The sequence below is a fragment of the Bacillus sp. JJ1474 genome, from assembly GCF_036965225.1.
Taxonomy (GTDB): Bacteria; Bacillota; Bacilli; order Bacillales; family Cytobacillaceae; genus Cytobacillus.
In genome coordinates this window covers 13254-26922 of sequence record NZ_JBALPC010000187.1, presented here as the reverse complement: position 1 = coordinate 26922, position 13669 = coordinate 13254, and the positions used below count along the sequence as shown (strand labels likewise).

General features: G+C 38.1%; 18 protein-coding genes. 13 read left to right on the top strand and 5 right to left on the bottom strand.

Going from position 1 to position 13669, the window contains the following annotated elements; all coding sequences use genetic code 11:
• Nucleotides 1-209: 209 nt before the first annotated feature.
• From tsaE to tsaD, 4 genes are read left to right on the top strand one after another with little or no spacing between them, the layout of a single operon-like run.
• Complete coding sequence (gene tsaE, locus V7164_RS20455; protein WP_335346179.1) at nucleotides 210-665, top strand: tRNA (adenosine(37)-N6)-threonylcarbamoyltransferase complex ATPase subunit type 1 TsaE; 456 nt, start codon at nucleotides 210-212, stop codon at nucleotides 663-665.
• Entirely contained in the window at nucleotides 662-1363 is a 702-nt protein-coding gene (tsaB, locus tag V7164_RS20450) for a tRNA (adenosine(37)-N6)-threonylcarbamoyltransferase complex dimerization subunit type 1 TsaB (RefSeq protein ID WP_335355083.1), read from the top strand. Before tsaE ends, tsaB begins: the two co-directional genes overlap by 4 nt.
• 17 nt (nucleotides 1364-1380) lie before the next feature.
• Nucleotides 1381-1830 (top strand): ribosomal protein S18-alanine N-acetyltransferase, encoded by a 450-nt coding sequence (gene rimI / locus V7164_RS20445; protein ID WP_335346181.1) that lies wholly within the window; start codon nucleotides 1381-1383, stop codon nucleotides 1828-1830.
• Nucleotides 1830-2852: a tRNA (adenosine(37)-N6)-threonylcarbamoyltransferase complex transferase subunit TsaD gene (gene tsaD / locus V7164_RS20440; RefSeq protein ID WP_335346182.1), complete on the top strand. Its 1023-nt coding sequence runs from the start codon at nucleotides 1830-1832 to the stop codon at nucleotides 2850-2852. The genes rimI and tsaD overlap by 1 nt, the downstream gene beginning before the upstream one ends.
• 234 nt (nucleotides 2853-3086) lie before the next feature.
• On the opposite strand, the gene V7164_RS20435 is transcribed toward tsaD, so the two are convergent.
• Complete coding sequence (locus V7164_RS20435) at nucleotides 3087-5009, bottom strand: ABC-F family ATP-binding cassette domain-containing protein (RefSeq protein ID WP_335346183.1); 1923 nt, start codon at nucleotides 5007-5009, stop codon at nucleotides 3087-3089.
• 144 nt (nucleotides 5010-5153) lie between these two features.
• Between V7164_RS20435 and moaC the strand changes: the two genes are divergently transcribed.
• Complete coding sequence (gene moaC, locus V7164_RS20430; RefSeq protein WP_335346184.1) at nucleotides 5154-5645, top strand: cyclic pyranopterin monophosphate synthase MoaC; 492 nt, start codon at nucleotides 5154-5156, stop codon at nucleotides 5643-5645.
• 92 nt (nucleotides 5646-5737) lie between these two features.
• Nucleotides 5738-6385: a redox-sensing transcriptional repressor Rex gene (locus V7164_RS20425; RefSeq protein WP_335346185.1), complete on the top strand. Its 648-nt coding sequence runs from the start codon at nucleotides 5738-5740 to the stop codon at nucleotides 6383-6385.
• 33 nt (nucleotides 6386-6418) lie between these two features.
• Here the strand turns inward: V7164_RS20425 and V7164_RS20420 are convergent, their stop codons facing one another.
• Both V7164_RS20420 and V7164_RS20415 read right to left on the bottom strand, forming a co-directional pair.
• Nucleotides 6419-6625, bottom strand: coding sequence for a YdiK family protein (locus V7164_RS20420; RefSeq protein ID WP_335346186.1), 207 nt, complete (start codon nucleotides 6623-6625; stop codon nucleotides 6419-6421).
• The gene (locus tag V7164_RS20415) at nucleotides 6622-7353 is read right to left on the bottom strand and encodes a CPBP family intramembrane glutamic endopeptidase (protein ID WP_335346187.1); all 732 of its coding nucleotides are present in this window, start codon (nucleotides 7351-7353) and stop codon (nucleotides 6622-6624) included. The genes V7164_RS20420 and V7164_RS20415 overlap by 4 nt, the downstream gene beginning before the upstream one ends.
• 293 nt (nucleotides 7354-7646) lie before the next feature.
• Here V7164_RS20415 and groES point away from each other — a divergent pair, with 293 nt between their 5' ends.
• The gene (gene groES, locus V7164_RS20410; protein WP_315667217.1) at nucleotides 7647-7931 is read left to right on the top strand and encodes a co-chaperone GroES; all 285 of its coding nucleotides are present in this window, start codon (nucleotides 7647-7649) and stop codon (nucleotides 7929-7931) included.
• A gap of 72 nt (nucleotides 7932-8003) precedes the next feature.
• Nucleotides 8004-9632 carry a chaperonin GroEL gene (groL, locus tag V7164_RS20405; protein ID WP_335346188.1) on the top strand — a complete coding sequence of 543 codons (1629 nt, stop codon included), beginning with the start codon at nucleotides 8004-8006 and terminating at the stop codon, nucleotides 9630-9632.
• Between the two features lie 89 nt (nucleotides 9633-9721).
• Here the strand turns inward: groL and V7164_RS20400 are convergent, their stop codons facing one another.
• The gene (locus V7164_RS20400; protein WP_438824733.1) at nucleotides 9722-10963 is read right to left on the bottom strand and encodes a tyrosine-type recombinase/integrase; all 1242 of its coding nucleotides are present in this window, start codon (nucleotides 10961-10963) and stop codon (nucleotides 9722-9724) included.
• Nucleotides 10964-10975: 12 nt separating this feature from the next.
• The gene (locus V7164_RS20395; RefSeq protein WP_335355082.1) at nucleotides 10976-11863 is read right to left on the bottom strand and encodes a LexA family protein; all 888 of its coding nucleotides are present in this window, start codon (nucleotides 11861-11863) and stop codon (nucleotides 10976-10978) included.
• Nucleotides 11864-12058: 195 nt separating this feature from the next.
• Between V7164_RS20395 and V7164_RS20390 the strand changes: the two genes are divergently transcribed.
• The 5 genes from V7164_RS20390 (at nucleotide 12059) to V7164_RS20370 (ending at nucleotide 13666) form a co-directional block, all read left to right on the top strand.
• Nucleotides 12059-12325 (top strand): helix-turn-helix domain-containing protein, encoded by a 267-nt coding sequence (locus V7164_RS20390; RefSeq protein WP_335355081.1) that lies wholly within the window; start codon nucleotides 12059-12061, stop codon nucleotides 12323-12325.
• A 21-nt stretch (nucleotides 12326-12346) separates the two neighbouring features.
• A complete protein-coding gene (locus V7164_RS20385; RefSeq protein WP_335355080.1) occupies nucleotides 12347-12562 on the top strand; it encodes a helix-turn-helix domain-containing protein in 216 nt (71 codons plus the stop codon).
• A 99-nt stretch (nucleotides 12563-12661) separates the two neighbouring features.
• Nucleotides 12662-12784: a hypothetical protein gene (locus V7164_RS20380; protein ID WP_335355079.1), complete on the top strand. Its 123-nt coding sequence runs from the start codon at nucleotides 12662-12664 to the stop codon at nucleotides 12782-12784.
• 158 nt (nucleotides 12785-12942) lie between these two features.
• Nucleotides 12943-13140 carry a hypothetical protein gene (locus V7164_RS20375; protein WP_335355078.1) on the top strand — a complete coding sequence of 66 codons (198 nt, stop codon included), beginning with the start codon at nucleotides 12943-12945 and terminating at the stop codon, nucleotides 13138-13140.
• A complete protein-coding gene (locus V7164_RS20370; RefSeq protein WP_335355077.1) occupies nucleotides 13118-13666 on the top strand; it encodes a host-nuclease inhibitor Gam family protein in 549 nt (182 codons plus the stop codon). Before V7164_RS20375 ends, V7164_RS20370 begins: the two co-directional genes overlap by 23 nt.
• Nucleotides 13667-13669: the final 3 nt, after the last annotated feature.

Genomic DNA, 13669 nt, shown 5'->3' with positions numbered 1-13669 from the left:
GTCCCGTCCGGACCGCCATTTACATGCTTAAACAAGAACGAAACTAGGTTTCGTCTTTTTTTATTTTGCACAGCATATTTTGCTAGCAGATTTAAAATCATGTACACTATATATGAAAGATACCCTTAGGATGCATCCTAAGGTTTTTTTGATAATAATCAGTTGAGTTAGTTATTCCAATTTAAGAAAAATAATGGTGATCAATTATTATGAGTATATATGAGTTTATTTCGAAACATCCTGATGATACGATGGAATTTTCAAAACGTCTGGCCACCCTTCTGCAGCCCGGAGATGTCATCGCTCTTGAAGGCGATCTTGGCGCAGGGAAAACCACGTTTACGAAAGGATTGGCCATTGGGTTAGAAATTAATAGAAATGTTAACAGTCCTACTTTTACCATTATTAAGGAATATCAAGGCAGGCTTCCGTTATATCATATGGATGTTTACCGAGTAGAAGATTCCTTTGAAGATCTAGGATTTGATGAATACTTTGAAGGGGATGGGGTGACAGTTGTTGAATGGGCTCATTTAATAGAAAGTCAGTTGCCTGCTGAATTGTTGACGATTTCTCTTTTTCTAGGTGAGGATGGTTCCAGAAGATTTGTATTAGAACCAAAGGGTAAAAGATACGAGGAGTTATGTAAGGAGATATTAGGATGAAGGTGCTTTCTATTGATACATCTAATTATACGTTAGGTGTTGCGATATTGGATGGGGATCAAGTAAAAGGCGAATATATCACAAATCTAAAAAAGAATCACTCCATACGGGTCATGCCAGCTATTGAAGCTTTATTGCATGATTGTGATATAAAGCCAGCTGACCTTTCAAAAATTGTTGTAGCTAAAGGGCCAGGCTCTTACACAGGTGTTAGAATTGGCGTTACCATTGCGAAAACATTAGCTTGGACCCTTAACATCCCATTAGTGGGAATTTCAAGCCTAGAAGTTTCTGCTGCATCAGCTGGACGTTATTTCGAGGGTGCTATATCTCCACTATTCGATGCAAGAAGAGGACAAATCTATACAGGTCTCTACCAATTTGTTGATGGAAACATACATACTTTACAAAAAGATCAGCTTTTATTATCAACAGAATGGGCAGCAAAGCTAAAGGAACAGGAACGGAGAATTCTATTTATCGGTAATGATTTGCCGTTGCATCAGCCTATTCTGAAGGATCTTCTTGGAGACCAGGCTGTTTTTGCAGAAATCACGGAACAAAATCCCCGGCCGTCAGAGCTTGCTTTGCTAGGAAGAGATAAAGAAGGGGAGGATATACATTCCTTCGTTCCTAACTATATCCGTTTGGCAGAAGCGGAAACGAATTGGCTAATGGCTAACAAAGAGAAAAAGTAATGATGAGGAAGAACATAATGACGAATTCTTTCACTTTTCGTTTTTTAAGTGAAAAAGATGTTAATGAGGTGTTGAAAATTGAACATGCCTCATTTACATTGCCGTGGACGGAAGAAGCTTTTAAAAACGAATTTAAACAAAACAAATTTGCCGTATATATCGGATTAGAGGATGAAGGAAGATTAATTGGCTACTGCGGGGTTTGGGTAATCGTTGATGAGGCGCATATTACAAATGTAGCCGTCTTGCCTGAATACCGAGGGTTGAAGCTTGGAGAAGCATTAATGAAGAAGATCATGGAGATATCCTCAGAAATGGGCGCTCGAACGATGACACTTGAAGTCCGTGTGACCAATTCTATTGCCCAGTCTTTGTACAGAAAGCTAGGCTTTCAGGATGGAGGCATTCGAAAAAGTTATTATACTGATAATCGAGAAGATGCATTAGTAATGTGGGTGAATTTATAATGAATAAAGATCAATATATTATGGGTATTGAAACAAGCTGTGATGAAACATCGGTAGCGATTGTCAAAAACGGCAGGGAAATTGCCTCAAATATTGTGGCATCACAGATAGAAAGTCATAAAAGGTTCGGAGGCGTTGTACCTGAAATTGCTTCGAGGCACCATGTGGAACAGATAACCATTGTTCTTGAGGAAGCATTAAAACAGGCAGAACTAAGCTTCGATGATTTGGATGCAATTGCAGTCACAGAAGGTCCAGGCCTTGTCGGTGCATTATTAGTGGGCGTAAACGCTGCAAAAGCGCTTGCCTTTGCTCATAATATCCCATTAGTGGGTGTGCATCATATTGCAGGTCATATTTATGCGAACCGCCTTGTTACAGAGCTAGAATTTCCGTTACTCTCCCTTGTTGTTTCTGGCGGACATACAGAGCTGGTTTTTATGAAAGAAAATGGCCACTTTGAGGTCATTGGTGAAACAAGGGATGATGCTGCTGGAGAGGCGTATGATAAAGTAGCTAGAACCTTGAATCTTCCTTATCCGGGTGGACCTCATATTGACCGGTTAGCACATGTTGGGGAAGCCACCATTAACTTACCGAGAGCGTGGCTGGATGAAGGGTCTTATGATTTTAGTTTTAGCGGATTAAAATCTGCAGTTATCAACACTGTCCACAATGCTGAACAGCGTGGGGAAAAGATTTCCCCAGAAGATCTGGCGGCAAGCTTTCAGGCAAGTGTGATTGATGTCCTTGTTACTAAAACGCTGAAAGCTGTAGAAGAATATAAGGTAAAACAAGTATTATTAGCAGGTGGGGTTGCGGCCAATAAGGGTTTGCGCTCAGTGTTACAGAAGGAATTTGACAAGCTGCCTGGGATTGAATTGGTCATCCCGCCACTACATTTATGTACGGATAATGCGGCAATGATCGCAGCTGCCGGGAGTATCCTATTTGAAAAAGGTGTGCGATCAACTATGGCATTAAATGCGAACCCAGGTCTTGAAATTACTATCCACAACTAATTCGAATATAAGAAAAACGTCCCAGTTACTACTTGGACGTTTTTTGTGGATAAAATGGCAATTGTTTAAATTTTATGTGTATAATGTGGATAAAAAGCCAATTAAATGTGGATAATGTGGAAAAGTCTGTGGAATCCCATTACTTCAGTTGTTTTTATGTGAATAATTTTGTGGATAAAAAAATACCAGGAGTAATAAACTCCTGGGTCAAATTTCAGCAAAAAAATTATTCTGCTACTCTGCTAGTACAGTCCACTCTTCAACTAATTCTTCTAATTTGGTCTTTGCCTCGTTATTTTCTTTCGTTATTTCCAAGACCCTTTCATGATCTTGATATATTTCGGGCTCACACAGAAGCTGTTCGAATTCAGCAATTTGCGCCTCCAATCCCCCGATAAGCTTTTCAACTTCTTCTAATCTTCTCTGTTTTTGTCTTTCTAACTTTTTTGCTTCCTTATCCATCTGATAGCTGCTTTTATCTTGATTTACGTGAGTAGGGAAGGAGGACTTTTCTGCAAGGTCCAAAGCTTTTAACTCTTCCTGTTCTTGCTTCTTCTCAACATAATAATCGTAATCGCCAAGAAACTCAGTTGCTCCATTTTCGTGAAGCTCAAGAACCTTTGTAGTAATTCGATTAATAAAATAGCGATCATGAGAAACAAACAGAATTGTTCCAGGATAATCGATTAAAGCATTTTCTAATATCTCTTTACTATCTAAATCGAGATGGTTTGTTGGCTCATCCAGTATTAAGAAATTGGCTTTTTGCATCATTAATTTTGCCAATGCTAGACGAGCCTTCTCTCCTCCGCTTAAAGTCGAGACGGTTTTTAGTACATCATCACCCGAAAAGAGGAAGTTTCCTAACACAGTTCGGATTTCCTTTTCTGGTGTAAGTGGATATTCATCCCAAAGTTCATTAAGTACACGTTTGTTCGAGGTGAGCTCAGCCTGTTCCTGATCATAATAGCCAATGGCTATGTTAGATCCGTAGTGTATACTTCCTGCAAGTGAAGGAAGTTTCTCAATAATCGTTTTTAAAAGTGTGGATTTGCCAATTCCATTGGGTCCCACAAGGGCTATACTTTCTCCACGAGTAATTCGGAAGGAAATATTTTTCGAAATCATTTCATCATTGTATCCTACAGCAACAGATTCCACCTTCAGCACTTCATTGCCTGTTTGCCTTTCAATTTGGAAACCGAAATTAGCAGACTTCTCATCCCCTAAAGGACGATCCATTAATTCCATTCTCTCCAGCTGTTTTCTGCGGCTCTGTGCCCTTTTGGTTGTGGAGGCCCGAGCCAGATTGCGTTGAATAAAGTCTTGCAGTTTAGCTACTTCTTCCTGCTGCTTTTCAAATTGCTTCAAGTCACGTTCATAGTTTGCCGCTTTTTGGTCAAGATAAGAGCTGTAGTTACCGATATATTTTTTGCTTTGATTTCTTGATAATTCATAGACTTGGGAGACGACTTTATCTAAAAAATATCGATCATGGGAAACGATTAAAATGGCCCCGTCATACGTTAGCAAATATTGCTCAAGCCAAGATAAAGTATCAATGTCTAGATGGTTGGTAGGCTCGTCCAAAATTAAAATATCAGGCTTCTTTAACAGCAGTTTTCCTAGAGCAAGCCTCGTTTTTTGCCCCCCGCTTAAAGTGGATATTTTCGTATCATAGCTAAAGGATTGAAAGTTCAGTCCATGAAGAACGGAGCGAATGTCTGATTCGTACTGATAACCGCCTTGTTCTTTAAATTGAACTTGCCGATCATCGTATTCTTTTAAGATGCGTTCATATTTTTCGGGATTAGCCATTGCTTGCGGATCAGACATTTCACCTTCGAGCTTCCGCAATTCCTTTTCAAGCTTTTGCAGATGCTCGAATACAGTTAACATTTCATCCCAAATGGATCTTTCTGACTCGAGTCCGGTATTTTGGGCAAGGTAGCCGATTTCCACTTCCTTAGGCTTAATAATGTCACCGGAATCATAGGACATTTGGCCAGCTATCATTTTTAAAAGCGTGGACTTGCCAGCCCCGTTGCGCCCCACAAGGGCAATTCTATCTCTAGTTTGTACTTCAAGCTTTATATTCGATAATATAACTTCAGCACCAAAGTTCTTTATTAATTGATTGACTTGTAATAAAATCATTTTTGTTCACCTCAAGCTTTATAGAATAAGTGTAACTCATTCATATTTGTTGGGCAATGTGTGTGAGGATGGACTTGAATTATTGTGAAGTGTTTTACACATTTGGCTAAAAATAGTGTATGATTTTGTTGTGAGGTGTTATTAATGTCTGATTTTACCCATTTTAATCAAGAAGGCAGAGCAAAGATGGTCGATATTAGCGAGAAATCTGTGACGGTCCGAACTGCGATTGCTCACTCAAGTATTACAGTTAATCAAGAAATATATGAAAAAATCACTTTGAATACAATGAAAAAAGGAGATGTCCTCGCCGTAGCACAAGTTGCGGGTGTGATGGCATGCAAGAAAACATGGGAAATTATTCCGATGTGTCATCCCATTCCTTTAACGGGAGTAGATATTTCCTACTCATGGAATGTCGATCAAGAAGAATATACACTGCTCATTGAAGCTACGGTCAAAACAAAGGGTCATACTGGAGTTGAAATGGAAGCGTTAACAGCAGCATCTGTATGTGCCTTAACAGTTTATGATATGTGTAAGGCTGTTGATAAAGGGATGGTCATTGGCAAAACCTATTTAGTAGAAAAGACAGGCGGAAAAAATGGGGATTTTAAAAGGGATTCCTTGTTATAATGTATTGTGTATTTAAAGAAGTAAAGCTGCTAACTGATAAAACATTTGTCATATGAGCAAACGTAAAGGTTTCTACGAGAGGAGATAAGATAATGGCGAATGAGTCATTAAAAATTCCACAAGCAACGGCCAAACGGCTTCCTTTATATTATCGATTCTTAAAAAATTTGCATGCTTCTGGGAAACAAAGAGTCTCTTCTGCAGAATTAAGTGAAGCGGTAAAAGTTGATTCTGCTACAATTCGGCGGGATTTTTCCTACTTTGGCGCTTTAGGGAAAAAAGGGTATGGCTATAATGTAAATTATTTGCTTACCTTTTTTCGGAAAACGTTAGATCAGGATGAATTAACGAAGGTAGCTCTTATTGGGGTTGGTAATTTAGGCACTGCCTTTTTAAACTATAATTTCCTCAAAAACAATAATACGAAAATTGAAGTAGCCTTTGATGTAGACGAAGGAAAAGTTGGCACATACATTGGGGATGTACCGATATTCCATATGAGTGATCTAGAAAAAGTAATCGAGGACGAACAAATTCAAGTTGTGATTTTAACTGTTCCTGCTCTTGCAGCCCAACCGATTGCTGACCGAATTGTTCAAGGCAGTGTAAAAGGAATTTTGAATTTTACTCCTGCACGTTTATCTGTGCCGTCCTCCATCAGAATTCATCATATCGATTTAGCTGTGGAGCTGCAGTCGCTTATCTACTTTCTTAAGCATTATCCACAAGAGGAAGAATAAGCTAAACAAAGAAAATGAGCATTTGTATAGTGCTCATTTTCTTTGTTTGTTATTGACGATTTTGAAATGAAAGGCAACCATCCGCAGGCCAGTACCTAAGTCAAGGGTTGCGATAATAATAAGAAAGTAAGTAAATATTCCCCAGCCATCGTTTCTTTGAATGCTTTGGATCGCGATATAGGTAAAGAGGATCCCAAGAATAATATAAATGATGCCTGATAACAATGGTGTCCTTCTCATAAAAATCCTCCAATAAAGCTTTGCATTTTTTCCACTTCTTTTATCCAGTTTTCAATATTTTCTCTGTTAAATTGGATAATGACGACAAGTGTATTCATGGCCACATGCGCAAAAATCGGCACTAGAATTCGCTTTGTTTTGACATATAGGAAAGCAAAAGTAAAGCCCATCGCTGAGTACAACAGAATATGTTCAAACTCAAAGTGAGCTAGAGCAAAAATAACAGAACTTATTAAGGCAGAAAGAAAAAAGTTTAGCCGCTTATGAAGCGTTCCGAAAATAACCTTTCGGAAGACAATTTCCTCTAGGATTGGCCCAATAATTGAGCTGATCACAACGACTATGGGTGAAGCTTGAATAAGCCTAATAATTTGCTGTGTGTTTTCCGATCCCATTTCAATTCCGATTAAATTTTCTATATTGGCGGCAATAGATTGCGCAAATAATGCAAGGAATACTCCGCCAATGGCCCAGGCTATGGAAGTACCTGCAGAAGTTGCATTTCTCATAGAAAGGCTTTCCTTCATTTCTTTTCGGAGGATTGCCAACGTAATAATTAATGTGATCGTAAAGCTAATGACAATCCAAGATGTGACAGCGATTGTTTCCATATCGGCCATGCTTTTCCCGGATAGTGTTCCCCAAAACGCAATGAACGGGACCCCGATTAAGCTCGATAATTGCATCCCTGTATAAGCAATAAGAATATACCAATACTCTTTTTTCAATATTTTATCTCCTTATCCATTGTGTATATCAATCCTCATTTTACCCGTAAAAAGGTCCAAGTTTCAAATTGTAGACATAAAAAGATGGTTTGCTGCGTGGATATTAAGGATAAACTAGCATTTGGCAATGACTGTAAAAATAATGTAGCCCACTTTAAATATTTTTTACAAAAAAATTGAGCTTCACTCTTGCAAATATGCAATAGATTCATTAATATAATAATTGTGTTAGCACTCAGCAGATGAGAGTGCTAATAAAAAAATTTACATATTTATTGAGGAGGTTGTTTCACTTGTTAAAGCCACTAGGTGATCGAATTATTATCGAGCTTGTTGAAACTGAAGAAAAAACTGCAAGCGGCATCGTTTTGCCGGACACTGCAAAAGAAAAGCCTCAAGAAGGCAATGTAGTTGCTGTTGGAACTGGACGCGTTCTTGAGAACGGTGAGCGTGTAGCTCTTGAAGTTGCTCAAGGCGACCGTATTATCTTCTCAAAATATGCTGGTACTGAAGTGAAGTACGAAGGCAAAGAATATTTAATTTTACGCGAAAACGACATTCTTGCTGTTATTGGCTAATCTAGCCATACAGCTTTACAATTTTATTTGGTTTGAACTGCCTATTTAACTATTTCGAGGAGGTTATTTATTATGGCAAAAGAGATTAAATTTAGTGAAGATGCACGCCGCGCAATGCTTCGCGGAGTAGACGCTCTTGCGGATGCAGTAAAAGTAACTCTTGGACCAAAAGGACGCAACGTGGTTCTTGAGAAAAAATTCGGTTCTCCGTTAATTACAAATGACGGTGTAACGATCGCGAAAGAAATCGAATTAGAAGATGCTTTCGAAAACATGGGTGCAAAGCTTGTTGCTGAAGTTGCAAGCAAAACAAACGATGTTGCTGGTGACGGTACAACAACTGCAACGGTTCTTGCTCAAGCAATGATCCGCGAAGGTCTTAAAAACGTAACAGCTGGTGCAAACCCAATGGGTATCCGTAAAGGAATCGAAAAAGCGGTTGCGACTGCTGTAGAAGAATTACAAGCAATCGCTAAGCCAATCGAAGGCAAAGAGTCTATTGCACAAGTTGCTGCTATTTCTTCTGATGATAAAGAGGTTGGTGCTCTTATCGCTGAAGCTATGGAGCGCGTTGGTAACGATGGAGTTATCACAATCGAAGAATCAAAAGGCTTCACAACTGAGCTTGATGTCGTAGAAGGTATGCAATTCGACCGTGGATACGCTTCTCCATACATGGTAACAGACTCAGACAAAATGGAAGCAATTCTTGATAATCCATATATCTTAATCACTGATAAAAAAATCACTAGCATTCAAGAAATCCTTCCAGTTCTTGAGCAAGTGGTTCAACAAGGCAAGCCATTATTGCTTGTTGCTGAAGATGTTGAAGGGGAAGCACTTGCTACATTAGTAGTGAATAAGCTTCGTGGAACATTCAATGCAGTAGCGGTTAAAGCTCCTGGCTTTGGTGATCGCCGTAAAGCAATGCTTGAAGACATCGCGATCCTAACTGGTGGTGAAGTCATCACTGAAGAATTAGGCCGTGACTTGAAATCTGCAACAATCGAATCTTTAGGACGCGCTTCTAAAGTAGTTGTAACGAAAGAAAACACAACTATCGTTGAAGGTGCAGGAGACAGCGCACAAATCGCTTCTCGTATAAACCAAATCCGTGTTCAATTAGAAGAAACTACTTCTGAATTCGATAAAGAAAAATTACAAGAGCGCTTAGCTAAATTAGCAGGTGGTGTGGCAGTTGTTAAAGTAGGTGCTGCTACAGAAACTGAATTGAAAGAGCGCAAGCTTCGCATTGAAGATGCTCTAAACGCAACTCGTGCAGCTGTTGAAGAAGGAATCGTATCTGGTGGTGGAGTAGCTCTACTTAATGTTTACAACAAAGTAGCTGCTCTACAAGAAGAAGGCGATATCCAAACAGGAATCAACATCGTATTACGCGCGATGGAAGAGCCTGTACGCACAATCGCTCAAAACGCTGGCCTAGAAGGTTCAGTTATCGTTGACCGCTTAAAGCGCGAAGAAGTTGGAATCGGCTTCAATGCTGCTACTGGCGAGTGGGTTAACATGATCGAAGCTGGTATCGTGGATCCTAAGAAAGTAACTCGTTCTGCTCTTCAAAACGCTGGTTCCGTAGCAGCTATGCTTCTAACTACTGAAGCTGTTATCGCTGACAAACCAGAACCAAACGCACCTGCAATGCCTGATATGGGCGGTATGGGTGGAATGGGCGGCATGATGTAGTAATGGGTTCTAAACCTTATTACATCAATGTTTTTAACCATTCAAATACCTAAAGGGTAACATTTGGGTAACATAAGGGCTTAAAAAAATTAGAGGTTTTCCATGAGTTTTGCAAACTTGCGGGAAGCCTCTTTTTTCATGCTTTTTGTGATGTGTAAATAAACATGTTTAGTTGTATCGTCATCTTTATGACCTAATCTCTCCATGATCTCCTCAAGCCCTACACCAGCTTCAGCAAGTAACGAAGTATGAGTGTGTCTTAATGAATGTGGGGTTAACTCCTTGTTCAATCCTGCGAGCTTTAAAAGTCGTTTCATTCTGTTTTCAATGGTCTTTATTAATTCTGGATATCCAGGGTTAGTCTCATCCATTTTTGAGAAAACAAAATCTTCATCATGATATTGTTTACGTAATCTCATTCGAACCTTATTTTGTTCTGCTCGATGTTTCTCAAGTATCGCTAAAACTTTTGGATCTATATCAATAATTCGTTTACCCTTTTGTGTCTTTGGAGGAACAAGTTGATATTTTCTAATATTATTAACCGGATTGTAATAAGTCTTTGTTATTGAAATTGATTCTTCCTCGAAATCGATATCCTTCCATTTCAACGCGCAAAGTTCTCCAACACGTATTCCTGAATAAGCGAGCAACATAAATATTGGATAGTCTCTATCTAAACCTTTTTCTTTGGCAGTATTTAAGAATTTAGACAGCTCTTCTTTTTCCAAATAATTTGGTATCTCATCTTCTTTTTCTAACTCTTCAATCGTCTTAACATCTTTAGGAACATAGGCAAATTCAGTTGGATCTTTTTTTATTAACTCCATCTCGATTGCTTTTTTGAAAATCATTCTCCCAGTACGATGAGCACCGTCTAATGTGTTGTCAGCGAAGCCTCGTTCTTTTAAGCCATTTAACGCATCTTGATAAGTATTCCGAGTAATATCTTTCAATTTTAGTTTTGCGAAATAATCCATCAGCCTTTGAATTTCATGCTTGCGAATTCGAATAGTACCGGGTTTTTTGGGTTTACCTGATGTTTTGTATATGTCTAGCCATTCGAAGGCAAACTCTTCAAAAGTAATATTCTTTTCTTCCACATAAGTGCCTTGTGTGAGTTCGGAAATTAAAAGAGCAGCTGCTTCTTGAGCCTCAGTTTTAGTCTTAAAACCGCCTTTCTTTTTTTGTTTTCTTTTGCCTGATTTAGGATCAGTTCCAATATCAATAATATAAGACCACTTTGATCCACATGAGCATTTTTTTGTTTTTTTACTTTCACCCTTAGAATCTACACATTTACAGTGTGGTTTATAAAAATGACCTTTCACAATCAAAACCTCCTATTTTGGCCAGAACTTAACTTCTACTACTTTCCCGATAATATGAACATTTGATGCAGGAACTAACTGCGGTTCCATACTTGGATTTGAAGGAATAAGCATGCACATATCTCCATGTCGTTTAACGCGCTTTAATGTTGCATAATCACCATTTACAGCCACTACAGCAATTTCATGGGATTGTACTTCTTCTTGTTTAGCAACTATTACTATGTCCCCATCGTGAATTCTGTCGCCAGTCATACTGTCACCTTTAACTCTAAGTGCAAATCCTTCTTTACCTTTTAACACATCAGGATCGACTAAGGTATAACCTTCATTATGCTCAATCATTTCGATTGGATTACCGGCTTGAATACAACCTAAGACAGGGATTTTTAACATAGAATGTGTATTGTATAGCGTATTTTCATTAACATAATTATTTAATTCTTCTGTAGCTTTTTCGTAAATATATTTATCAATTGCATCAGGCTCATCTTTATTCATTGATTTTCCTAGTGAATTCCAAAAATCTATAACATCTGGATCGTCTTCCAGTTCCATTTGTTCATTATCATCCATATTAAAATACCCAGGGTATTTTTTCATAAGTCTCATCGCTTTAATAATTACTTCATCATCAATAAGCATAAGAATATCTCTAACACTAGGATGTGATCCAAAAATTAAACCCGCCCATACTAAACGATTTGAGTCTCCACCTGTTACCTCAGCAAGTGCCTGGTTAATTTCTTCCGAAGCGGCATATTTAGGATTTTTTCTAAGTTTAGAAATGTAAGTTCTATCAACTTTAACTCCTTTATCATTTTTCATCCTTTCAGCAATTTCCGCTAAACTCAATCCACTCTGTTTTATATATGCATTGATTAATTCTGGATAATCCATTTGTTTCAACCTCCATCTACTATAGTCAATACTAATATTATCATATTGTTGAACTTTTAATCAACGTTTTTTTAAATAAGTGACTTTTTCGTCATTGACAATTCGAAACGGTGATTGTTAAGATAAATGTACGAAGTGACGAAAAAATCAACAGTAGAATTTTACGTCACATGGTAATGTGCAGGAGGTGAAAAAATGGATTACCAAACATTACTAAGGCAAGCAATTGAAAAAAAGGGTTGGTCACTTACGCAAATTTCATTTCGCTTAGCAAAAAAAGATATTTGTTTAGATAAGTCAGTACTAAGCAAAATGCAAAACGGAAAACTACCGCCAGCAAGGGATGAAGTGAATATTGCATTAGCTGAAATTCTTGATATCGACATAGTGCAATTTAGGCTAGCGGCAGCCAAAGAGATATTACCAAAGTCTTTATTTGAATTAATTAAAACAGCTGGTTAAACAAAGAAAGGGTGATAAGAAATGGAGAGGGAAAAATCGTTGGCTGAATATCCTGAAATTATGACTGCAGCACACATCTCTGAATATCTACATATTTCACGCAGAAGAGTATATGAACTTTTTAAGCTTTCACCTTCTAACGGTGGTATTCCTTGTATTGAAATTGGGGCAACAAAGAGAGTGAAAAAAGAGAGTTTCAATCGATGGTTAAATACACGTGAAAAAGAAGTGGTATAAGTATAAGCCTAAATATGGCTTCTCTTTTTTACCCAGTGTGCAGAATTTGGTGATAAGTTTCCGGAATAAAAATTTGATAACTGAATAGGAGGGCAAAACGTGGCAGAAGCATTATTATTCTTTGTTCCTTTTCTTGTAGTAGTCGGAATTGTGATTGGTGATTGGAACTTTAAAGGAGGTGAGTCATTTGAGCAAAAAGGAAAAGCTAGAAGTTCTAATTAAAAGGCTTCAGGAGAAAGGAGTGAAAATTGATTGGTGTTCCAAGTTAGCGAAAACGCTTATTCATTAAAAAAGACCCCTGCTGCAACAGGAGTCCAAAAAACAAAATTTAACAATTAAAGTGTAAATAAAAATTTGCAAAAAATCAAGGAGGGAATACTTTGCCATTCTTTTATGCAAAAGATCGGACGGTAATGAGTCCTATTAATCCAAAGTTAGAACCACTTTTTGATTTTCTTGAGCAGTATCAAAAATCATTCAGCGGTAGTAATTTTTACGATGAATTAGTTGATACGTACGAATATCTTGATCAAGTTTTTAAGGAGGAAAAAGAAAATGAACGCACTTCAGAAAATTGAATTGATGGAAGTTGAAGAAATTCAGTCACAGGAAACTCCATTTGAAATCACGGACCTTAACAGTCTTAATTGGGCATTTCGAAAGCTAACGGCTCTTAAATCTAAGGAAAAGGATATCAAACAGCTGGCTAATATCGAACGTGAACGTATAGCTGAATGGGAGCGTGGGGAGCTATCCACAATTTCTAACAGTCTTGAATTCTTTGAAAATATGATTGCCATTTACCATGCAAAACAGCTTGAAGCAGATCCAAAGGCTAAGACTATCAGCACTCCTTACGGAAAATCTAAAACTCGTAAATCTAAGGAAGCACCGGAAAAGGAAAATGAAGAAGTCATCCTGCAGCATGTTATTGAAAATGGAATGGATGATTACATTAAGAACAGTGTGAAATGGGCTGATTTAAAGAAATCACTAAAGATTGTGGAAATCAGCGGTGAAAAGGTTGTAGTCGATGAAAACGGACAAATTGTTCCTGGTGTGATGGTAAAGCCGGAATCAATCTCTTATTCTGTGGAAGTTTAGAAC